General features: G+C 69.1%; 20 protein-coding genes. 12 read left to right on the top strand and 8 right to left on the bottom strand.

The features are described from left to right. Window positions 1-5: 5 nt before the first annotated feature. The 6 genes from dhaM to DOS48_RS20930 all read right to left on the bottom strand — a co-directional run bounded on the left by dhaM (window position 6) and on the right by DOS48_RS20930 (window position 5,212). A complete protein-coding gene (gene dhaM / locus DOS48_RS20955; protein WP_127117590.1) occupies window positions 6-386 on the bottom strand; it encodes a dihydroxyacetone kinase phosphoryl donor subunit DhaM in 381 nt (126 codons plus the stop codon). Then, window positions 386-1,099 carry a dihydroxyacetone kinase subunit DhaL gene (gene dhaL, locus DOS48_RS20950; protein WP_127117589.1) on the bottom strand — a complete coding sequence of 238 codons (714 nt, stop codon included), beginning with the start codon at window positions 1,097-1,099 and terminating at the stop codon, window positions 386-388. Before dhaL ends, dhaM begins: the two co-directional genes overlap by 1 nt. Then, the gene (gene dhaK, locus DOS48_RS20945) at window positions 1,096-2,097 is read right to left on the bottom strand and encodes a dihydroxyacetone kinase subunit DhaK (protein WP_127117588.1); all 1,002 of its coding nucleotides are present in this window, start codon (window positions 2,095-2,097) and stop codon (window positions 1,096-1,098) included. Before dhaK ends, dhaL begins: the two co-directional genes overlap by 4 nt. A 99-nt stretch (window positions 2,098-2,196) precedes the next feature. Next, window positions 2,197-2,748 (bottom strand): hypothetical protein, encoded by a 552-nt coding sequence (locus DOS48_RS20940; protein ID WP_127117587.1) that lies wholly within the window; start codon window positions 2,746-2,748, stop codon window positions 2,197-2,199. Beyond that, window positions 2,748-3,941, bottom strand: a complete 1,194-nt coding sequence (locus DOS48_RS20935) for a glycosyl transferase family 2 (RefSeq protein ID WP_127117586.1) — start codon at window positions 3,939-3,941, stop codon at window positions 2,748-2,750. Before DOS48_RS20935 ends, DOS48_RS20940 begins: the two co-directional genes overlap by 1 nt. An 86-nt stretch (window positions 3,942-4,027) precedes the next feature. Continuing rightward, a complete protein-coding gene (locus tag DOS48_RS20930) occupies window positions 4,028-5,212 on the bottom strand; it encodes an MFS transporter (protein ID WP_127117585.1) in 1,185 nt (394 codons plus the stop codon). 99 nt (window positions 5,213-5,311) lie between these two features. Between DOS48_RS20930 and DOS48_RS20925 the strand changes: the two genes are divergently transcribed. Further along, window positions 5,312-5,482, top strand: coding sequence for an HVO_0758 family zinc finger protein (locus DOS48_RS20925; RefSeq protein ID WP_168654251.1), 171 nt, complete (start codon window positions 5,312-5,314; stop codon window positions 5,480-5,482). Between the two features lie 69 nt (window positions 5,483-5,551). On the opposite strand, the gene DOS48_RS20920 is transcribed toward DOS48_RS20925, so the two are convergent. Further along, complete coding sequence (locus tag DOS48_RS20920; protein WP_127117584.1) at window positions 5,552-6,661, bottom strand: aldo/keto reductase; 1,110 nt, start codon at window positions 6,659-6,661, stop codon at window positions 5,552-5,554. Between the two features lie 145 nt (window positions 6,662-6,806). On the opposite strand from DOS48_RS20920, the gene dacZ reads away from it, so the two are divergent. The 6 genes from dacZ to DOS48_RS20890 all read left to right on the top strand — a co-directional run bounded on the left by dacZ (window position 6,807) and on the right by DOS48_RS20890 (window position 14,703). Beyond that, window positions 6,807-7,616, top strand: a complete 810-nt coding sequence (gene dacZ, locus DOS48_RS20915) for a diadenylate cyclase DacZ (protein ID WP_127117583.1) — start codon at window positions 6,807-6,809, stop codon at window positions 7,614-7,616. A 3-nt stretch (window positions 7,617-7,619) separates the two neighbouring features. After that, window positions 7,620-8,408 (top strand): mechanosensitive ion channel domain-containing protein, encoded by a 789-nt coding sequence (locus DOS48_RS20910; RefSeq protein ID WP_127117582.1) that lies wholly within the window; start codon window positions 7,620-7,622, stop codon window positions 8,406-8,408. A 279-nt stretch (window positions 8,409-8,687) separates the two neighbouring features. After that, window positions 8,688-9,341 (top strand): DUF6498-containing protein, encoded by a 654-nt coding sequence (locus tag DOS48_RS20905; RefSeq protein ID WP_127117581.1) that lies wholly within the window; start codon window positions 8,688-8,690, stop codon window positions 9,339-9,341. Window positions 9,342-9,545: 204 nt separating this feature from the next. After that, window positions 9,546-10,598, top strand: a complete 1,053-nt coding sequence (locus tag DOS48_RS20900) for a PAS domain-containing sensor histidine kinase (protein ID WP_127117580.1) — start codon at window positions 9,546-9,548, stop codon at window positions 10,596-10,598. Window positions 10,599-10,662: 64 nt separating this feature from the next. Further along, window positions 10,663-13,107, top strand: a complete 2,445-nt coding sequence (locus DOS48_RS20895; RefSeq protein ID WP_127117579.1) for a DEAD/DEAH box helicase — start codon at window positions 10,663-10,665, stop codon at window positions 13,105-13,107. Window positions 13,108-13,170: 63 nt separating this feature from the next. Beyond that, window positions 13,171-14,703, top strand: a complete 1,533-nt coding sequence (locus DOS48_RS20890; protein WP_127117578.1) for a deoxyribodipyrimidine photo-lyase — start codon at window positions 13,171-13,173, stop codon at window positions 14,701-14,703. Window positions 14,704-15,229: 526 nt separating this feature from the next. Here DOS48_RS20890 and mvaD read toward each other — a convergent pair. Next, window positions 15,230-16,228: a phosphomevalonate decarboxylase MvaD gene (gene mvaD / locus DOS48_RS20885; RefSeq protein ID WP_127117577.1), complete on the bottom strand. Its 999-nt coding sequence runs from the start codon at window positions 16,226-16,228 to the stop codon at window positions 15,230-15,232. A gap of 205 nt (window positions 16,229-16,433) precedes the next feature. Here mvaD and DOS48_RS20880 point away from each other — a divergent pair, with 205 nt between their 5' ends. From DOS48_RS20880 to DOS48_RS20860, 5 genes are all read left to right on the top strand, one after another. Then, the gene (locus tag DOS48_RS20880; protein WP_127117576.1) at window positions 16,434-18,128 is read left to right on the top strand and encodes a histidine kinase N-terminal 7TM domain-containing protein; all 1,695 of its coding nucleotides are present in this window, start codon (window positions 16,434-16,436) and stop codon (window positions 18,126-18,128) included. Between the two features lie 288 nt (window positions 18,129-18,416). Next, the gene (locus tag DOS48_RS20875; RefSeq protein ID WP_127117575.1) at window positions 18,417-19,712 is read left to right on the top strand and encodes a putative manganese transporter; all 1,296 of its coding nucleotides are present in this window, start codon (window positions 18,417-18,419) and stop codon (window positions 19,710-19,712) included. A gap of 1 nt (window position 19,713) precedes the next feature. Continuing rightward, window positions 19,714-20,157, top strand: coding sequence for a universal stress protein (locus DOS48_RS20870; protein ID WP_127117574.1), 444 nt, complete (start codon window positions 19,714-19,716; stop codon window positions 20,155-20,157). A 110-nt stretch (window positions 20,158-20,267) separates the two neighbouring features. After that, complete coding sequence (locus tag DOS48_RS20865) at window positions 20,268-20,930, top strand: DUF998 domain-containing protein (protein WP_127117573.1); 663 nt, start codon at window positions 20,268-20,270, stop codon at window positions 20,928-20,930. Window positions 20,931-21,064: 134 nt separating this feature from the next. Next, window positions 21,065-21,406 carry a 2Fe-2S iron-sulfur cluster-binding protein gene (locus DOS48_RS20860; protein ID WP_127117572.1) on the top strand — a complete coding sequence of 114 codons (342 nt, stop codon included), beginning with the start codon at window positions 21,065-21,067 and terminating at the stop codon, window positions 21,404-21,406. Window positions 21,407-21,493 lie beyond the last annotated feature (87 nt).

The raw sequence follows: 21,493 nt of genomic DNA, 5'->3' as shown, positions 1-21,493 counted from the left end.
CCCGATCAGAGTTTCTCCAGTCCCCGAGCCGCCTCGGCCTGCTCGCGAACCGAGTCGAGCGTGGCGGCGGGGTCGGTCGCCGCGACGGCCGCGTTGACCGCGCCTTCCAGCACGGGCGCGTCGGCGATGACGGCCTCGGCGTCGCTCAACTCGACGGCGACGTCGGCGTTCATCACCGCGCTGCCGAGGTCGACGAGGACGACCACCCCGTCGCCGTCGTCGGCCGCGTCGATGGCGTCGCCGATGGCGTCCGGGACGGTACCGATCCCGCCCTGTCCGTCGCCGCCGACGGCCTCAATGCGGGTGTCGCCGGCCATCTCGGCGGCGACTTCGACGATGCCCTCAGCCGCCCGCGCGCTGTGCGAGACGACGACGAGCCCGACCATCAGTCGTCCTCCGGCTCGGCGTCGTCCGGGATCGTCGGCGAGGTCGCGTCAACGTCGGGGACCTCAGCGTCCATCTGCTCTGCGACGACTGAGAGCACCTCTTCGAGGATGTAGAGTACGCTCGTCGCGCCGGGGTCTTGGTGTCCGACCGAGCGCCAGCCGAGGTAGGAGGCCCGGCCCTTTTTGGCTCGGATCGGGACGGTGAACGCGACGCCGCGCTCGGCCGCGTCGACCGCCTTCGCGAGCGCTTCGAGCGGCGGGAGGTCGTCCGTCTCGATCGACTTTTTAAACGTGTGGACGGCGGGGGTGAGCGCGTCGACCACCGTCTGGTCGCCCACCGTCGCGTCGCCGCGGTCCTGGACCTTCGCTAAGTAGGTCTCGGCGAACGCGACCGCGCTCTCGGGAGTCAGGCCGTCGTCGAGTTCGGCGCTCGCGAACACGAGCGACCCGCCGAAGAGTGGGCCGGAAGCGCCGCCGACTTCGCTCATGAGCGTCTTGCCGACCGTCTTGCAGACGGTCTGCGCGTCCGGATCGTCGAGGTCGCGGGCGGCGTCGGCCGCCGCGGCCCACCCCCGCGCCATGTTCCCCCCGTGGTCCGCGTCGCCGATGGCCGAGTCGAGTTCGGTCAGGTGGCTGCGCTCCGCCTCGATCCGCGCCGCGACCGCTTCGACGACCGCCACGACGGCGGCGCCGGCGGAATCGCCATCGCTCATCGGGTCCGAGCGAACGCCGGAGTGTCCGCCGGCGCGCCGAGGAGCTCCTTCAGTTCGTCGTCGACGGCACACACGGTGATCGACGCGCCCGCCATGTCGAGTGAGGTCATGTAGTCGCCGACCCACGCGTCCCACGTCTCCAGCCCGTGGTCGCCGAGCAGCTCCTGGAGCCGTCGGTTGACGACGAACAGCTCCATCTGCGGGGTGCCGCCCATCCCGTTGACGATGGTGAGCACCTCCTGTCCATCGTCGAGGTCGAGGTCGTCCAAGACCGCATCAGTCAGCGCCTCGGTTATCTCGTCTGCGCTCATCGTTTCGGTGCGTTCGGTTCCCGGTTCGCCGTGGATCCCGATCCCTAATTCGATCTCGTCGTCGCCCAGATCGAAGGTCGGCTCGCCCTTCTCGGGGGTGACACACGACGTGAGCGCGGTGCCCATCGTGCCCACGTTGTCGATCACCTTCTCGGCGACGCGCTTGACCTCGGCGAGGTCTCCGCCCGCCGCGGCCTTCGCGCCGGCGGCCTTGTGGACGAGGATGGTCCCGCAGACGCCGCGGCGCCCGGAGGTGTACAGCGAGTCCTCGACCGCCACGTCGTCGTCGACGACGACGCTCTCGACCTCGACGCCCTCCATCTCGGCGAGTTCGATGGCGGTCTCGAAGTTCATCACGTCGCCCTCGTAGTTTTTGATGATCGCCAACACGCCGTCGCCGGCGTCGCAGGCGTGGATGAGCGCCTCGAACTCGTCCGCGGTCGGCGAGGAGAACACGTCGCCCGCGGCGGCCCCGTCGAGCATTCCGTCGCCGACGTAGCCCGCGTGGGTCGGCTCGTGACCGCTTCCGCCGCCGGTCACGAGCGCCACCTTCCCCTCGACCGGCCCGTCGCTCCGGACGAGGACCTGCGTGTCCGGGACCCGTCGGACCCGGTCCGGATACGCCGCGGTCATTCCGTCCAGCATCTCGTCGACGACGTCGTCCGGCTCGTTGATCAGTTTTTTCATAATCGTCGTCAATGACACTCTGGCGGCCATTAAAGATATGCCTGCGAGACGGTGTCGACGCGAGACCGGAGCGCCGAAAAATGACTGTCTTCCGAGGGGTCAGCCGTCCAGTTCGGCGACGATCCGCTCGCGAACGTCGCCGGCGTCGACGGGCGCCCACGCCTCGATGTCGTAGGTCACGTCGGCGAGGACCTCCAACCGCGCCGCGTCGTTCGCCCCGATGGCGGCGACCGCGTCGGCGGAGAGGCGCTCGACGACCGCCTCGGCGAGCAGCTCCCGGTCCACGTCGCGGTCGGGCACGTCGAGGATGTGCGGGAGGTCCTCGGCGTCCGCCGGCAGCGAGGGGAACGCCGCCGGGCCGACCGCGAGCGCGACGCCGTCGGCGTCGGCGTCGTCGGTCGGGTCGACCGGCTCCGTCGCGTCGGCGCCGCCCGCAGACTCCGAGAGCGACGCCGGCGGCGCCGGAACGAGGGCGTACTCCGCGACCGCGAGGTCGATGGCGGCGGCGATGGCCGCCTCGTCGATCTCGGCGCGCTGTTTAAAAGCGAGCTCCGAGAGCGCCCGCGACAGCTCTTCGCGGGTGAGCCACTCGAACAGGTCGACGACGCCGGCGAGGTCGGCGCGCGCGGCGACGCTCGGCGCGTCGCTCATCAGTCCTCTCCCGTCCCGGTCTCGGGCGCTTCCTCGGCCGACTGGCGTCGGTCGGACTCTTCCGGCGGGCGCGCGGCCGCGTCGGCGTGCGACTCCCGCGCCGCCGCGAGGTCGGCCTGCGCCGCGTCAGCCACCTCGCTCGGGGTCACGGGCGCGGTTCGCCACGCCGGAAGGCGGGTGTCCGGGCCCGGTTCGCCGAGTGCGTCGGCGTAGGTCTCGACCTGCTCGCGCTCGGCCGCGCGGTCGTAGTCGAGACCGTTGAACGCGGCGTCCGTCTCGTAGCCGCGGATCAGCCGCTCGGCCGCCTCGCGGTAGCGGTCGGCGAGCGCGTCGTACTCGACGGCGACGCCCGCGCCCTCGACGGCTCGGAGGGTCGCCGCGCCGACCGCGCGGCTCATGTCGGCGAGGCCGGTCGGGCCGTCGACGGAGCGGTGGTCGTGTTCGTACCGCCCCAGGTCGACCTGCGCGCTCTCCGCGAAGCCGGCGTGCGCGAACGCCTCGCCCAGCGTGCCGACCTCTAACCCCCACCCGCGCTGGATGCGGCACCGCGAGACGAGGTCGGTCGTCGCCGCGAACTCTCCGGCGAGCGCGTACCGGAACGCGTCGAGATACTCCATGATGCTCGGTTCGCGGCGCTCGGTCGCGTCGCCGAGCGCGCGGACCAGCGGTCGGAAGAACAGCCGGAACAGCCGGCCGTACAGCGAGTTATCCTCGACGCGGGCGTAGTACCCCTTCGAGAACTCGTGATCGTTCGCGAGCGGGAAGAGGAGCCGAGAGACGAAGGCGGGCGAGTACGTCTTGGTGTCGGCGTCGTGGACGACGACGAACTCCTCGTCGAGCGCGCGACCCAACCCGAGCCACACGTCGCGGCCCTTTCCCCGGCTCCCGTCGAGCCCGCGGCTCGCGAGCAGTTCCGTGAGGCGCGGTCCGCCACACCAGAGGGTCTCCACGTCCACGTCGAAGCCGTCGAGCCAGTCGGCGAAGGGGCCGACGCGGTCGGGGGCGGCGCGGAGGGGGACCACGACGCGAGCGGGGTCGACCGTCTCCAGCGCCGTCAGGACCCGGTCGGCCGCGAGCGTCCCGTACTCGCGTTCCGTCATCGGCACGACGACCGCCGCGCGGCCGGTCGGCGCGGCCGGCCGGTGGTCGGTCAACGCGTGGAGGGTCGTCACGCGCTCTTGTACGTACTCCATGTAGCAGTTACCACGGGCGGGACGCCCTAAATAGGTCCGATACCCCCGATCCGTCGCGACCGGTTCGTCGCCGTCGACCGGCGGGGTCAGACCGCGGGCTCCGTCCCCGCCGCGCCGCCCGGCACGCGCCCGACGTACTCCAGTCCGGCGTACGCGAGGACGACGAGCGCGAGGCCGCCGGCGAGCGCCAGGAACACCGCGTCGTAGCCGGCGCCGGCCTCGATGGCCTCGCCGACGACCCACGACCCGGCCGCCTGCATCGTCATCATCCCCGCGGAGAAGACGGCGTACGCCGACGCCCTGGACTCGTCCGGCAGCGACGCGAGCAGGTAGGTGTCCCCCGCCGGAAACAGCATGTGGATGGCAAAGCCGACGACGACGCTGGCGGCGATCACCGCGACCAGCCCGGAGGAGACGACGACGAAGACGGTGCCGAGGATGAACGTCGAGACGATACCGAGGAGATACGGGACGTGCGGGAGCCGGTCGGCGAGGTCCCCGGAGACGAGGAACGCCGGGACGCCGGCGGCGAAGATCACCGTCAGCAGGTTCCGGGCGGTCGTCGGCGGGAGCCCCTTGTCGACCATGTACAGCTCGTAGAAGTTGAACAGGCCCTGCCAGACGAACCCCGTGAGCCCCATCAGCACGACGCCGGCGAGGATCAGCTTCCACTCCGAGAACGCCCCGGCGAGGAAGTCGGTGTCGCTCGTGCCCGCGTCGGGCAGGTCCGTGCGCCGCGCGAGCGCGACGAAGATGGCGGTGGAGGCGGCGGCGACCGCGGCGAGCCCGTAGAACGCGAGCCGCCAGTCGTACCAGAGGGCGACCGTGACCACGGGCGCGGCGGCGACGGCGGCGAGTTGGCTCGCCATGCCGTGGACGCCCATGACGCGGCCGACGCGCCGGGGGAACAGCTCGGCGATGAACGGGTTGGCGGCGACGAAGTAGACGCCGGACGAGAGGCCGATGGCGAACGCGGCGGTCATCAGCGTCGGCACGCCCGGCGCGAGCGCGACGCCGAGCGCGCCGAGCGTCAGCATGGCGCCGGAGACGAGGATGACGAACTGCCGCGAGAACCGCGTGAGTGCCCAGCCCGCCGGGAGCCGCGGGGCCGCAGAGCCCAGCCAGGCGAGCGTGACGATGAGCCCCGCGGTCCCCTCGCCGATGGCGAACTCGGTGATGAACTGTCCCACGAGGGGTGCGAACACCACTCGTGCGAAGTTCACGAGGAAGACCAGCGCACAGAGCGATCCGAACAGCCGAGTCCGTGACACGAGCGGAGTTGACGGCGCCGGGAGACAAGGGTTGCGAAAGCGACGCGTCTGACTGGCGTCGGACGGGGTTTTTATACCGCCACGTGTTCAACTCGGAGTATGAAATCGACGCGGAAGGGCCTTCGCGACGGCGACTTATTTAAGGACACGTACGAGCGACTGAACTGCGCCGAGTGCGAGCAGGTCTTAAAAAAGCAGAACGACCCCGACGAAGTGTTCTCGGTTCGCGTCTGTCCCGAGTGCGGAACGAAGTTCAAAGAGCTCCGCTGACGGCGGCTTCGCGCCGAACTGCCCTCCCCGCAAACCTCCTTTTTGCTACGGCCCGTCGCTTTCACCGCCTCACTCGAACACCGCGTCGAACGCCGACGCGCCGAGCGGGTCGAAGGTTCCGGCCGCGACGTTCTCGCGGAGGTGGTCGAGATCGCTCGCGCCGACGAGCGACGAGGTGACGCCCGGCGCGCTCCGAGCGAAGTTGAGCGCTCGCTGGGCCGGCGTCTCGCCCGCGAGCGCCGCGTCGACCTCGCCCGGGACCGACCCCTCGCTCGCGAGGTCACCCTGGCCGATGCTCGCGCTCGTCACCACGGAGAGGCCGGCCTCGTGGGCGAGTTCGAGGGCGGAGACTCGGTCGCCGTCGTCACCGTCGGGGAGCCGCTGATTCCGGCGCGTGAACGCGTCCGCCATCGCGACGTTGAAGGGCAGTTGGATCGCCTCGAACCCGTGGCCGTCGTCGGCGCCGACCGCTTCGCCGGCGGCCTCGGCCCGCGCGAGGACCTCGGCGAGCGAGAGGTACCGGTCGGCGCCCTCGGGGACGCGAAACGCGTCCCACGTCGCGACGCCGTACGCGCCCACGTCGCCCGCGGCGCGACGCCGTTCGAGCGCCTCGAAGGCGGCCGACAGCTGGTCGTACACCGCCTCGCGGGAGCGGGTCGCGAGCTGCGTCTCCGGATTGTGGATATAAAAGTAGTCGACCGAATCGAGGCCGAGGCGGTCCAGCGAGCGGTCGAGCGACCACTCCAGGTACGCCGGCGCGATCGCGTGTGACCCGCTCGCGAGGGCGTCGGGCGCGACGAGGCCCGGTTCGACGAACCGCTCGCGGACGTACGCGGCGGGGTCGTCCGGTCGCTCGCCGTCGAACGGGAGGAAGCCCCCCTTCGTCGCGACGACGACCGCCTCGCGGTCGACGGGGGACGATCGGACCGCCTCGCCGACGACGCGCTCGGCGCGCCCGCATCGGTAGTTGACGGCGGTGTCGACGTGGTTGATCCCGGATCGGAGCGCGAGTTCGATCGCCTCGCGATAGGCCGCGTCGACGGCGGGCGTGGGGGCGCCGAGGTACGTCCCGAGGCCGATGCTGGAGGCCACGCCCGGCCCGAACCGCCGGAAGTACGTCCGCCCGAAGGCGTCGCCGAACTCGTTGCGGTACCCCCAGAGGGCGTCGCGGGTCGCCATACGCCGCCCCGTACTCGCCTCCCGGATAAAAGTCGCGCGGGCGACGGACAGCGGGCGCCGCGGCAGGCGACTCCCGACAGAACGCGTCAGACGCCCGTATGACGCCGACGCAACGACTATACGTTGCCCGAGAGTTTTTCTGCCAATGGCCTCGCTCACCGATCACCTGTCCGATCTCGTCTCGGACGCAGACGCCGTGTTGCTGTTCTCGCCGACCAGTTCGTTCTTCGATCGGTTCGAGGGCGACGACACGGACGTCGTCGTCGTCGCGCCCGACAACGATGTCGACGCCGAGGTGTTCGTCGAGCTGCCGCTCCCCTTCGACAACGTCAAGGACAGAATTCGGTTCGGCATCGAGGGCGCGATGGACGCCGACCTCGTCTCGGCGGGCGACGAGGTGGTCTGTGTCGCCTCCGTCTTCGACGGGGGTCCGGACAGCGTGATCCGCGTCACCGTCGACGAGACGGTTCACACGGGGATCTACGGCCTCTTCGTCGACTCCCGCGCCGAGCCCAGCGTGATCCGCGACGTGTTCGAGGTCGCCATCGAACTCGGACAGAAGGGACAGAAGGGGAAACCCGTCGGCGCCCTGTTCGTCGTCGGCGACGCGGGGAAGGTGATGAACAAGTCCCGCCCGCTGTCGTACAACCCCTTCGAGAAGTCGCACGTCCACGTCGGCGACCCCATCGTCAACGTCATGTTAAAGGAGTTCTCCCGGCTCGACGGCGCCTTCGTCGTCTCCGACTCGGGGAAGATCGTCTCCGCGTACCGCTACCTCGAACCGGGCGCGGAGGGGGTCGACATCCCGAAGGGGCTCGGCGCGCGCCACATGGCCGGCGGCGCGATCACCCGCGACACGAACGCGACGGCCATCGTCCTCTCGGAGTCCGACGGGCTCGTCCGCGCGTTCAAAGCCGGCGAACTCGTCTTGGAGATCGATCCGGAGGAGTACTGACCCATGTCCGCGGTCCCGACCTCCCTCTCCGGGGTCGTCTCGGCGGTCCCCGAGCGGATCTGGCTCGCGCTCTTGGTCCTCCTCTTCGGACTGGTGGCGGCGTACGTCGTCGGCGTGATCAACCGCCGCCTGCTGACCCGCGCCGGCGTCCCCGACGTGATAGAGGGCACCGCCTTCGAGCGCACCGCCCGCGAGTTCGACACGTCGACCGTGCGGATCCTCGCGAGCCTGTCGAGCTACTTCATCGTCGCGGTCGCCGTCATCGCCGCGATGACCGTCGCCGAGGTCAACTACCTCGAGCAGTTCTGGGCCGGCGTCGCCGCGTTCCTCCCTCGCGTGTTCATCGCGGTCGTCGTCCTCATCGTCGGCGTCGTCATCGGCGACAAAGCCGAACTCCTCGTCGCCGAGCGGCTCCGCGGGATCAAACTCCCGGAACTCGGCGTCCTGCCGCCGATCGTCAAGTACAGCATCGTCTACGTCGCCGCGCTCGTCGCGCTCGGGCAGGTCGGCGTGCAGACGCTCGCGCTGGTCGTGTTGCTGGCGGCGTACGCGTTCGCCGTCGTGTTGTTCGCCGCGCTGGGGCTAAAAGACCTGATCGCCAGCGCGGCCGCCGGCGTCTTCCTCCTGCTCCGCCAGCCGTACGGCATCGGCGACGAGGTGAAAGTCGCCGGCGAGCGCGGCATCGTCCAGGAGGTCGACCTGTTCGTGACGCACATCGAGGCCGCCGGCGAAGACCACGTGATCCCGAACCACTCGGTGTTTCGCGACGGAATCGTACTGATTCGGGACTGACGTCGTTGACAAAACGGGGCCAGACGCGAACTCCCCCGCGTCGCTCCATCCTAACGGCTCCGTTGATACCCCCCTCCAGACACGCGGTGTCTGAAACAGGGGATCGCTGAAGGGCGCGTCTCGGCGGCCGAACACGCGTTCCGATCGGTCACCTGTTCTGTTACTCGTCGCAAAATGGGCCGTCAGTCGTTCGAGAGACACACCGCATCTGCCTCACACTAACTCCCCTCCAAGCCTTACTCCCGATGAGGTTATGTCCGCCCATAGACTGTCTCTCTCGTGCGTCTCTCGTCTCTCGCTGCCCTGATAGGACTGCTACTCGCTAACGTGATACCCATCGTCGGCGTGTTCGCATTCGGGTGGCAGGCGCTTGACCTGCTGTTGCTGTACTGGCTTGAGGCAGCCGTCGTCGGCGTGTTCACCGTGGTTCGGGTGTTGCTGGCCATGGGTGATCCGACCGATACCGGCCTGGGCGCGCTGTTCGGGTTCGACAGATACACCGGGCCCGGCGCCGGGACGAGCAACGCCCGGTTCGGGGCCGTGGCGCTGTTCTGCTTCCAGTACGGACCCCTCTGGGTGATCCACGGTGCAGCGCTCTTCTTGCTCCCGGGGTTCGCCTTCGAGCCGCTTGGCTGGGAGCCGCTGGCCGTGTTGCCGACGCTCCTGCCCGCCGTCGGCGCGATGGCCCTGAGCCACGGGCTCTCCTTTGGTCTGGGCTTTCTCGCTGGTGGCGCCTGGGAGCGTACCGCTCCCGTCGCCCAGGTGTTCGCGGTGTTTCCACGGCTCCTCGTGCTTCACTACGCGGTCCTCATCGGCGGCTTCGGGGCCGTCACCTTGGGGTCCCCGCTGTTCGCGCTCGTCGTGCTCGTCGTCCTCAAGACGGTCGCCGACGTGCTCGTCGAGTACGCCGACCCCCTCCTCCGAGCGGCGTGACGGTCAGGAACCCCACGCGGTCGGGGGGATGACACCCGGCCTCATCACGGCTCTCGCTGTGTCCCCTCGCGCGGCCTCCGAGTCGTCGCGAGAGGCGATGGCCGTCTCGATAGGGCCACCACAACAGAACGCTTGGCTGTCAGGTGTGCGTGTTTTCGTGGCGTTGGTGAACGGCTATATACGCACCACCCCGAAACGATCTCTATGGGACACCCAGGGGAGGTTTCTCTGCCGGAGGCGTTCGACGACCTGGACGTGGGTATCAACCTCCACGACACGAGCGGCGAACGAATTCTCGACTCGAACGCTCGGCTCACCGAACTGTACGGGTATTCGCTCGCGGAGCTCCGAACGATGACCGTCGAAGACTACACGGCGCCCTCGACGCGATTTACGCAGGAGAAGGCGTCCCGTCTGATCGCTCAGGCGGCAGACGGCGATCCCCAGTCGTTCGAGTGGCAGATACAGCGCGCAAACGACGAGTTGCGCTGGATCCAGGTCAATCTCAAGGCGACCGAGATTAGCGGCGTACGGTGCGTCCTTGCCGAAGTACAGGACATCACAGCGTACCGGGCTCGCGAGCGTCGCCTCCGGCTTCTCAGTCGGATCGTCCGACACAACCTCCGGAACAAGACGAACGTGCTCATGGGATACGCCGACCGCATTCGACGGGCCGTCGAGGACGACACGCTCGAACGCGAGATCCAGACGGTCCTCGACATCACCAGCGAGGTGGGCGGACTCAGCGAGTCGGTCAAGCAGATCGAACAGATCGCCGAACCGACCGCGACGGAGCGCTCCCCGACCGACCTTCGAGCGGTGGTCCGCTCGCTCGTCGACGACATCCGGCACGAGTACCCCGACGCCGACATCTCGCTCGAAGCGCCGGAACACGTCTGGGCCATCGCCGACGAAGGAGTTCGCTACGCGGTGGACCACGCGGTGCGAAACGCCATCGAACACAACGACCGCGACGTACGGATGGTGACGGTCAGCGTCGAGTCCTGTCAGCAGAACGGTCACGGACAGATCCACATTCAAGACAACGGGCCACCGATCCCCGACGTCGAGACCGCGGTTCTCGACGAAGACGTGGAGACGACCAGCACGTATCACGGCGCCGGGGTCGGGCTGTGGGTGATGCAGTGGTGCGTCGACTCTCTCGGCGGCGAACTCTCCTTTTCGGAGAACTCCCCTCGGGGGAACGTGGTCAGCATCTCACTCCCCGGAGCCGACGCTTCAGGCGCTGCCGGCTGACATCTGCTCCGTCGCCGGTGTAACCACAACGATTACCCTCGATCGACCCCTTACCATTGTCGTTGTGGACGACGCCATCGAGTGGCTCCGGAACCGCCCCTTTTACGAGGGACAGATCGCGGAGCACCGCCGTTTCCCCGCCCGCGACCCCGCCTACCGCGACGTGGATCTGGCGCCCCGGATGGCCGACGCGCTCGCGAAAGACGGGGTCGACCGGCTCTATCGCCATCAGGCCGACGCGATCGAAGCGGTCCGCGACGGCGACGACGTGGTCCTCGCCACCGAGACGGCGAGCGGGAAGTCGCTGGCGTACACCGTGCCGGCGTTCGAGGCCGCGATGGACCACGGGGGGCGGACCCTCTACATCGGCCCGCAGAACGCCCTGATCGCGGACCAGGAGGAGAGCCTGAGCGACCTCGCGCACGGGCTCGGCTTCGGCAGCGGCGTCTCGGTCGAATCCTACACCGGGCGGCTCTCGCAGTCGGAAAAGCGCGCCGTGCGCGACCGCGAGCCGACGGTCCTCCTCTCGAACCCGGACATGCTCCACTACGCGCTGCTCCCCTACGCGAGCCGGCTCTGGGACTGGTTTTTCGGCTCGTTGGAGTACGTCGTGATCGACGAGGTACACAGCTACCGCGGGGTGTTCGGTTCGCAGGTCGCGCTGACGCTCCGGCGACTCGCACGAACCTGCGAGCAGTTCGGGTCGCGCCCGCAGTTCGTCTGCTGTTCGGCGACGATCAACAATCCGGTCGAACACGTCGCGACCGTGACCGGCCGCGACCCGGAGGGAATCGCGCTCGTCGACGAGGACGCGTCGGGACGCGGCCCGCGCGACTGGGTGTTGTGGAACCCCCCGGAGTACGACGACGACTGGCAGGAGCGCGGGAGCGGTCGCCGAAAGTCGAGCCACACGGAGAGCAAGCGGCTCTTCGTCGACCTCGTGACGGCGGGCCAGCAGACGCTGGCGTTCACCCGCGCCCGACAGACCGCGGAGCAGTACGCGACCGACAGCGCGAGCGACCTGCGCGAGCGGGGCGAACGCGACCTCGCGGCCAACGTCGGCGCGTATCAGGCCGCCCTGAGCGACGACCGCCGCCGCGAAATCGAGGGCGCGCTTCACGCCGGCGACCTCCGGGGCGTCTGGTCGACGAGCGCGCTCGAGCTCGGCGTCGACGTCGGGGGGCTCGACGCCGTCATCCTCGACGGCTACCCCGGCACGCGGATGTCGGCGTATCAGCGCGCGGGGCGCGCCGGTCGCGGCGACGACCCGGCCTTGGTCGTGATGGTCGGCGGCGAAGACCAGCTCGACCAGTACCTGATGCGCACGCCGGCGGACTTCTTCGAGGCCCCGCCAGAAGACGCCATCTGCGACCCTGAGAACGACCGGCTCCTCCCCGGTCACGTCGCCTGCGCGGCCGACGAGCGCTGGCTCTCGCCCGACGACGAGCGGTTCTTCGGCCCCTCGTTCCCCGGCGCGGTCGCGGACCTGACCGATTCGGGCGTCCTCGACAGGCGGGAGGTCGCCGACGGCATCCGCTGGACCCACGCCGGGTCGAAGAGCCCGCAACAGGCCGTGAGCCTGCGGACCGCCGGCGACCGCGAGATCGATCTGGTCGACCGCTCGCGCAACGAGACGATCGCGTCGCTCGGGTTCGGCGACGCGCTCCGGGACGCCCACCCCGGCGCGATCTACCACCAGCAGGGGCGCACCTACGAGGTCACGAGCCTCGACCTCGACCGCGACGTGGCCGAGCTCCAGTCGTCGTGGGCCGACTACTACACCCAGCCGCTCTCCGAGAAGGACATCGTCGTGAACGAGGACCTCGACGAGCGCGCGCTCACGGCGCGGCCCGACGTTCCCGTCCGGTTCGCCGACGTGACGGTCACAGAACAGATCACGGGGTTCGTCCGGAAGGACGCGAAGACCGGCGACTCGCTCGGCGAGTCGGCACTCGACCTGCCGGAGACGACGCTGCGAACGAAGGCGCTGTACTTCCCCGTCCCGGCGGATTTGGAGTCGGAGATGCGTTCTCTCGGCGCGCCCGACGATGCCGACGAGGAGCGGTCAGGCGGCGGCGACCGCGAGGCGGCGACGACGGGCGACGACTGCGATGGGCCGACGACCGACGGCGGAGCGGCCGCGTACGGCAGCGAGTACGCGTTCAACGGGGGTATCCACGCCGCCGAACACGGGATCATCTCGCTTTTTCCCTTCCACCTCCTCTGTGACCGGGCCGACATCGGCGGGATTTCGACGCCGTATCACGGGCACACCGACGGGCCGGCGGTCTTCGTCTACGACGGTCACCCCGGCGGGGTGGGGCTCACGCGCCGCGGCCACCAGCGCATCGAGGAGTTGATGGCTCGCACGGCGACGCTCATCGACACCTGCGACTGCGCGGGCGGGTGCCCGGCCTGCGTCCAGTCGCCTCACTGCGGCAACGCGAACGACCCGCTGGCGAAGGCGCCGGCGGTCCGTCTGCTCGACGCCCTGACGACCGACGAGTGACCGCTCGCCCGCCCCGGCGCGCGGCCTCGGTGGTTTCACGGTGCTCGCGGTCGTACGACGTTCATGGAGTTGTTCTGGCACCGGCGGGACCTCAGAGTGGCCGACAACCTCGGTCTCGCGGCCGCGGCGGGAGCGCGGGACGACGAGCGCGGCCCGGCCGCCCCCGTGTTCGTGTTCGATCCGGACGTACTCGACCACGCGAGCGACGTGCGGGTCCGCCGCCTGCTCGACGGACTCGCGGCGCTCCGAGCCGACTACCGCGAACGCGGCAGCGACCTCCTCGTCGCCCGCGGCGACCCGGAGACGGTGCTGCCGGCGCTCGCGGACGCGCTCGACGCCGACCGGGTCGTCTGGAACCGCGACTACTCGGGGCTCGCCCGCGAGCGAGACGCCGCGGTGAGAACCGCGCTCAACGACGCCGGGGTCGAACGCGAGGCGCACCACGACGCGGTGTTACACACCCCGGACTCGATCCGGACGAACGCGGGCGACCCCTACTCGGTGTACACGTACTACTGGAAGAAGTGGACCGACCGCGAGACCGACCAGCCGGCGCCGACGCCGAAGGCGAGCGACCTCGTCGATGCCGACTCGCTGTCGGCGGCGGTCGAGCGAGTCGAAGACGGCGCCGTGACGGACGGCGGCCTCGCGATCGAGGCCGTCGCCGTCGGTGACGTGCCCGACCCCGCGGCCCTCGGCTTCTCGGAGCCCGAGGCCGAGGTCGGCCCGGCGGGCACCGAGGCGGCCCGCGACCGGCTCTCCGCGTTTCTCGACGAGGCCGTGTTCTCGTACGACGCGGAGCGCGACTACCCGGCCAAAGACGCGACCTCTCGGCTGTCGGCCTTCTTAAAATACGGCGAGATCGGCGTGCGCGAGACGTACGAGGCGACGACGGAGGCGTTGACCGCGGCGGAGGCCCGCGTCGAGGATGCGGGCGACGACGACGACGACGGCGGGCCGGTCGCCGCGGTCGAGGAGTTCCAACAGCAGCTCGCGTGGCGGGAGTTCTACACGCAGGTGCTGTACCACAACCCCGAGGTGGTGACGGCGAACTACAAGGAGTACGAGGAGGGGATCGCGTGGCGCGACGACCCAGAGGAGATCGCGGCGTGGAAGCGCGGCGAGACGGGGTACCCCATCGTCGACGCCGGGATGCGCCAGCTCCGCGAGGAGGCGTTCATGCACAACCGCGTGCGGATGATCGTCGCCTCCTTCCTCACGAAGGACCTGCTCGTCGACTGGCGACACGGCTACGACCACTTCCGCGACCTGCTCGCCGACCACGACACGGCCAACGACAACGGCGGGTGGCAGTGGGCCGCCTCCACCGGAACCGACGCCCAACCCTACTTCCGCATCTTCAACCCGATGACGCAGGGGGAGCGCTACGACCCCGACGCGGCGTATATAAAAGAATACGTCCCAGAACTCCGCGACGTCGACCCGGACCTGATCCACGAGTGGCACGAGCTCTCGCCCACCCAGCGCGCGAACGCGGCGCCGGCGTACCCCGCGCCGATCGTCGACCACTCGGAGCGTCGCGAGGCGGCGCTGGCGATGTACAAGCGAGCGCGCGGCGAGGACCCGGACGAATAACTGTACGCTGTTGATTCGACGGGTAACACCACCAAACTCCCGGCCGTTCGCTTATAAATAGTTGAGTTCGGATCGACGGTGAATACCACTAAAGCCCCAGCCGTTCGCTTATAAATAGTTGAGTTCGGATCGACGGGTAACACCACTAAAGCCCCAGCCGTTCGCTTATAAATAGTTGAGTTCGGATCGACGGGTAACACCACTAAAGCCCCAGCCGTTCGCTTATAAATAGTTGAGTTCGGATCGACGGGTAACACCACCAAAGCCCCAGCCGTGAGACCGGCGTACGCTCGCTTCGTTCCTCGTTCGTTCGCTCCGCTCACTCACTGCGGTGCTTGCGTCGCCTACGCCGGTCTCACGGCTGCCCCTTTGAGTCCCACCCCGACCGCACCGCAGCCTCGGGCCTCCCCACCCTCGTCGGGCGGCCTCCGCGTCGCTCCGACCGCCCGACTCCCTCGCACGCGCTGACTCGCGGCCGCCGCGGGCGACCGCTCGCAGGCGCGCGCCGACCGCATCGCGGTTTCTTTTAAAAGAGCGCCTCGCTCTCGTCGAGGACGTGCGCGGGGCCGCCGACCTCCCACACGTCGGTGTCGATGCCGATTTCGGCGATCCGCGACTCGACCGCATCGACGTGGTCCGCGAGCGTGTTCACGTAGACGGAGGCGCCGGTGTCCGTCGAGAAGTAGACGGGGACGCCTTCTTCGCGGAGTTCGCGGACCGCGTTGAACACCGCGATGGTCTCCGGCTGCCAGTACACCCAGCCCGCGGGACCGGTCATCGTCGTGGCTGTCAGCGACAGCGAGTCGTGCTCGGCCGTCTCGAATATCCGGTCGAAGTCGCCCTCGCGGAGCGCGTCGGTCATCTCGACGAGCTGGTCCTGGACGTGGGCGGTCCGCGCCTGCATCATGTGGCTCGCGGCGGCCTCGCGGTGTGCCTCCTCGGTCTCTTTATAAGCGGGGACGTGCGCGGCGACGATCCGGAGGTCCTCCTCGGGGTCGAACCCGTCCTCGTTCACGCCGGTTTCGAGGCGGTAGGAGCGACAGTCCTCGTCGTTGAGGCCGGCGTCGAGCCGCGAGTACGCGCCCGTCACCGAGCGAGCAGCCGAGGAGGAGCCGCGGCGGGCGACGGTCGAGACCTCGGGGAGCGTCATGTCGAGCCCGGCGGCCTCGACCAAGGCGAGCGCGGCGGCCGCGAAGCCGGACGACGACGAGCCGAAGCCGATGTTCGACGGGAAGGAGTTCTCGCTTTCCAGCCGGACCGCGGCGTCGACCCCGGCCAGCTCGCGAACGTAGTCGACGACCATGTCGATGCGCTCTGCGGCCCGCCCGTCGACTTCCTCGTCGCCGATGACGTAGGTGTCCTCGCTCGCGTCGGGCTGCCACTCGACCGTCGTCGTCGTCGCGGTGGGCGCGGTACAGAGGCTGATGCTGTCGTGGTACGGGAGCCGAAGCTGCTCGTCGCGCATCCCGTGGTACTTGACGAGCCCCTGGATCGGGTGGGCTCGCGCGGTCGCTTTTTCCGTCATACCTCGGGAAGCGTCCGGCGGGGGATTAGTCGTTGCGATGAGTGCGAGCGCGGGCGTGAGCCCAGAGAGTGTGCGCGCGGGTGCGAGCCCGATGAGTGCGGGCACAGGAGTGAGCCGCTGACGGCGACGACAGCTCCACCCTCGTCGAAAGCCTGTCACTTCGGAGCAAATACCTTCATTTGGTCACAGGAAGTACACATTACTCATGGCCACGTCGTGGTGGTTCGTCGGGCTGTTCGCCGTTTCCGGAGCGGTCTGCTTCGCGGCCACGCTCCACGGCTCGCGGTTACGGAACCAAGACGCGAAGCAGGGCCTCCGGTGGCTGCTCGTCATCGTCGGGACGTGGGCGCTCCTGCAGGCGGGCGTGCTCCTCGCCACGCAGGAGCAGACGGCCATCACCCTCTTCACGCTCTCGTTGGTCGTGGGGTTCGCGACGCCGTTCGCGTGGCTGTACTTCGTCTCCGCGTACGCCGGGCTGGAGTACCACCGCCGGCCCGCGTATCGAATCGTCGGTCTCCTCGGGTTCCTCGTCGTCACGATCGAGAAGCTCACCAACCCGATCCACGGCCGGTACTTCTCTGCGACGCTCGAACGGGAGCCCGTCCGACTGCTCGTCGTCGACCACGGGCCGCTGTACGTGGCGACGTTCGTCTTGGCGTACGCCCTCACCGGCGTCGGCTTCTATTTCCTGTACCGGCTGTACCGGGAGTCCGACCAGTCGTCGCTCCCCCTCGCCGCGCTGTTCGCGGCGACCGGGCTGGCGGTCGTCCCGAACCTCCTGGCCCGTACCACCTCGGCGACGCTGCCGCAACTGAGCTACGAACCGCTCGGGGTGGCCGTCTTCGCGGTCGGTGTGGTGTACGTCGTCGACGACACGTTCCGCGCGGTCGAACGGACCGCGACGCGCTCGTTCGTCGAGCGGACCGCCGGCGCCGTCCTCGTGATCGACTCGGACGGCCGCGTGCGGGACCGTAACGACCGCGCCGAAGAGCTGTTTCCGTCGCTCGCGGCCGGCGAGACGCAGATCGAGGCCGTCTCGCTCGCCGTCGCCGAGGCGTATCGGGCGGCGGAGCCGTCGATCGTCGCCGTCGACCCCGGCGGCGAGGGCGAGCGAAGCTACTACGTCGCCGGAGAGTCGCTCGAAATCGGCGGCGAGTCGTTCGGCTGGGCCGTCCTCGTTCAGGACGTGACCGACCGGGAGGACCGGCGCGAGCGGATCGAACGCCACGAGGAACAGCTCAGCGACATGGCGGGCGCCATCGCTCACGAACTGCGGAACGGCGTCGCCGTCGCCGACGGGTACCTCGCGCAGACGATAGATCGGATCGAGTCGGGAGACGAACAGGGGGCCGCCGAGTCGGCCGCGGTGGCGCGGCGGCGGATCGAACAGATCGGCACGGTGATAGAGGACCTTCACACGCTGGCGTACCACGCGCGCGACACCGACGAGTCGGCGTTCGTCTCGCTCACGGACGCGGTCAGGGGCGCAGAGCGCGCCACCGACGTCGACGTAGACGTCCACGTCGAAGGCGCCGGTCGCGTCGTCGCGGTGCCCACGCGTCTCGAACAGTTATTTAAAAACGCGCTCGCGTTCGCCGCCTTCAACGAGGCGGAGACGCTCACGGTGACGGTGACCGACGACGGGTTCGCCGTCGCCGACGACGGGCGCTTCACGGCCGCCGACGGGGGGTCATTGCTCTTCGAGTACGAGAGCGCCGAACCCCGCGCCGACGCCGGGATGTCGCTGCCGAACGTCCGCGCGCTCGCCCGCGTCGAGGGGTGGCGCGTCGCCCTCGACCACGGGTACGAGGAGGGTGTGAGATACGTCGTGCGAGACGCGACGATGGAGTCGCCGTCGGCGTTCGACGAGCCGCCGTCCGCGGCGTCACCCGACGCGTGACCGGCCGGCCGGCGTCGGCGTCGTCTCCGCGTGTTCCCGACAGAGCGACCGAGACGACTGAACGCCAAAAGATTAGACACGTCTAATTTTACGATTAGAGAGACACCCTTTTATCCTTCGGGCGACCACCGATACTCGTTCAGCGTCTATGACGATATCAGGCGACACTCTCAGCGATCTCGAGACTCACGATCTGTTCTGTCTCTCCCTCGACCGGACGAACGCCGCCACCGGGCGGGCCGGCCCGGTCGCACCGACGGCGCGGGCTCCCTCGGACGGTGCGTTCCGATGATCCCGCTCGTGTTACCCCCCGACCTGTTGGGCTCGCCGCTTCAGGAGGTGGCGAACATCCTCATCGGCTCGTGGCGCGAGGGGTTCGTTCAGGTGTCCGGCTTCGTCGGGGCGACCATCCTCCTGTTTAGCCTCGTGCAGTTCAGATACGACGGTCGGATCACGAAGTGGTTAGAGGAGAACGAACGCGCCCAGCCGCTCGCCGGCGCGCTCCTCGGGCTGACGCCGGGCTGTGGCGGGGCGATCATCGCGATGCCGCTGTACATTCGCGGCACGGTCAGCTTCGGGACCGTCGTCGCGGCGCTGGCGGCGACCGCCGGCGACTCGGCGTTCGTCATCCTCGCGCTGGCGCCCGAGGCGGCCATCTACGCCTACGGATTGGCGTTCATCTCGGCGATCCTGTTCGGCTACGCCATCGACTACGGCGGGCTCGGCGTCGGTCGCGTCGACAGGCTGGTCGACCGGATGAGCCGCCCGGTGACCGACGGCGGGTTTTCGACCGCCAACGTCGCCGCCGGCGGTCCGAGCATCCCCGACTACGACGGGCCGGACGGCGACGACAGCGGGGCCCAGTGCCGCCACGGCCACGACCGCGCGAGCGACCTCCCGAGCTACCTGCCGGACTCGCGGCTCCTCGAACGCGTCAGCCACGTCGTCCACGTGCTCTGGTGGATCACCCTCGCCGGCGCGCTCGTCGCCGGCGTGATGTACCTCGCGAAGGGAGCCGTCGAACCAGAGTGGGCCGTCACGGCGACGTACGACGGGCTGTTCACGGTCAGCGGGCTGCTCGGCACGACCCTCTCGTTTTACCTGTACTTCGTCGGACGCCACTACATCGGGCGGAGCGAGGCCGGCCGCGTCCGGGACTCCTTTGCCGACCTGTACGGGACCTTCCGACACGCCGCGATGGAGACCGCGATGGTCACCGTCTGGGTCATCGCCGGCTACCTCCTCTACGAGTACGGCCTGCTCCTCACCGGCGTCGACGTTCAGGGCTTCGCCGCGGCCGCCGGCGCGATGGCGCCTATCGCGGGCGCCATGCTCGGGCTGATTCCCGGCTGTGCCGCCCACATCGTGTTCGCACAGCTGTACGCGATCGAGGAGGCGATCCCGTTCTCGGCGCTCGTCGCGAACGCGATCAGTCAGGACGGCGACGCGCTGTTCCCGCTGATGGCCATCGACATGAAAGCCGCCATCGTGGCGACCATCTACACGACTATCCCCGGCGTGATCACCGGGCTGCTCGTCTACTACTTCTGGCCGTACGCCCAGTTCGGCTTCGGGGTGCTCTGAGATGTACGACCACATCCTCCTCCCCACCGACGGGAGCGACCACTCCACGGCGGCGGCTCGGCAGGCCCTCGGCCTCGCGGAGACGTTCGACGCGACGGTTCACGGCCTGTACGTCGTCGACACCGGGACGAACTGGCTCACGGTCTCGAAGCTCGACGTCGAGGAGAGCCTGCGAGAGGTCAGCGAGGTCGCCGGCGACCGGGCGCTGACGGCGTTCGAAGACCTCGCCGCGGGGTACGACGCCCCGACCCGCACCGAGGTCCGCGAGGGCAGCGTCGACGAGGCGATTCTCGGCTACGCGGCGGACCACGACGTCGACCTCGTGGTGATGGGAACGCACGGTCGGGACAGCGTGGCTCGCCGCGTCGTCGGCAGCGTGGCCGAACGCGTCGTGCGAGGCGCGACGGTCCCCGTGATGACCGTCTCGGCGTCGGCGACCGAGTAACGTCGGCGCACGCGGGCTATTGCGGCCTCTCGCGGGCTGCGCGTGCCACTGTCTTGCCGTGTTGTCACAACACCGGAACGATTATTCCGCCCAGTCGTGTCTAATCAATTATGGATACTACGGACACCCTCCAGTCGACGGTCGGCTTCTCCGAGCGAGCGATAGCCGGGTTCGCGCTCGCGCTCTCCGGGTTTATCGGGTTTATGGGCATTATCACGGCGGAAGTGCTCTACCCGAACTACTCCACCCAGCAGGACATCAGCGACCTCGGCTCGACCCGTCCGCCGAACCCGGTGAGCTTCGAGCCGTCGGCGACCATCTTCAACACGACGATGCTCGTGACCGGCCTGCTGGTGATACTCTCCGCGTACCTCCTCTACCGCGTCGCCGACCGCCGCGGCTTCCCGCTCGCGCTCGCCGTGTTCGGGTTCGGCGCGTTCGGCGTCGGCGTGTTCCCCGGCAACGTGACGCCGTGGCACGGGCTCTTCGCCATGCTCACGTTCTTCGCCGGCGGCATCACCGTCGTCCTCTCGTCGCGGGTCGTCCCCAGGCCCTTCTCGTTCCTCTGTGGGCTCTTCGGCGGCGTCTCCCTCGTCGTCCTTCTCAGCGTGTTGTTTTACGGGATCGTGGTCGGTGGCCCCTCGCCGCTCCAGTTTCTCAGCGCCGGCGGCATCGAGCGCTGGGTCGTCTATCCGCTCATCATCTGGCTGCCCGCGTTCGGCGGGTACCTGCTCGCCGCCGCCGACGAGTCGGCGGGGCGTCCCGCGTCGTAGCGCCGCCGGACGAGACGACCCCGTTCGTACCCTCGCTCGGGTGCGACAGCCGCCGTTTCCCGCGGGTTCCGTTCCCGCGACGACGACGCGATCGAGGGGAACCCTTTTTTACGGGCCGGCGGATACTCCGCGGTATGACCGAGTACACCGTCGAGTTCGTCGGCACCGGCGAGACGATCGAGGTGGCCGACACGGAGACGGTTCTCAGCTCCTGTATCGACGCGGGCATCGCCCAGGAGTACTCCTGCCGCGTCGGGATGTGTCTCGCCTGTTCCGCGGAGATCGTCGAGGGCGAGGTGACCCAGCCGGCGGCTCGCGGGCTCACCGACGAGGAGGCCGACGAGTACGCGCTCACCTGCATGGCGCGGCCGCAGTCCGACCTGAAACTCGACCGCGGCAAGTACCCGCCGAGCATCGAAGACGCGGCGGCGACCGAGGCCGGGGACGCCGACGGCGCGGCGGCCGACGACGACTGATACCCTGCCCGAGCGGTTCGGCTCTCCCGACCGAGCGGCGCGGCTCTTTTAAGCGAATGATGGCCCGTCGACGCTCGATTGGCCATT

Source organism: Halorubrum sp. PV6 (assembly GCF_003990725.2).
Lineage (GTDB): Archaea > Halobacteriota > Halobacteria > Halobacteriales > Haloferacaceae > Halorubrum.
This window is presented reverse-complemented; position numbering and strand designations above follow the sequence as displayed.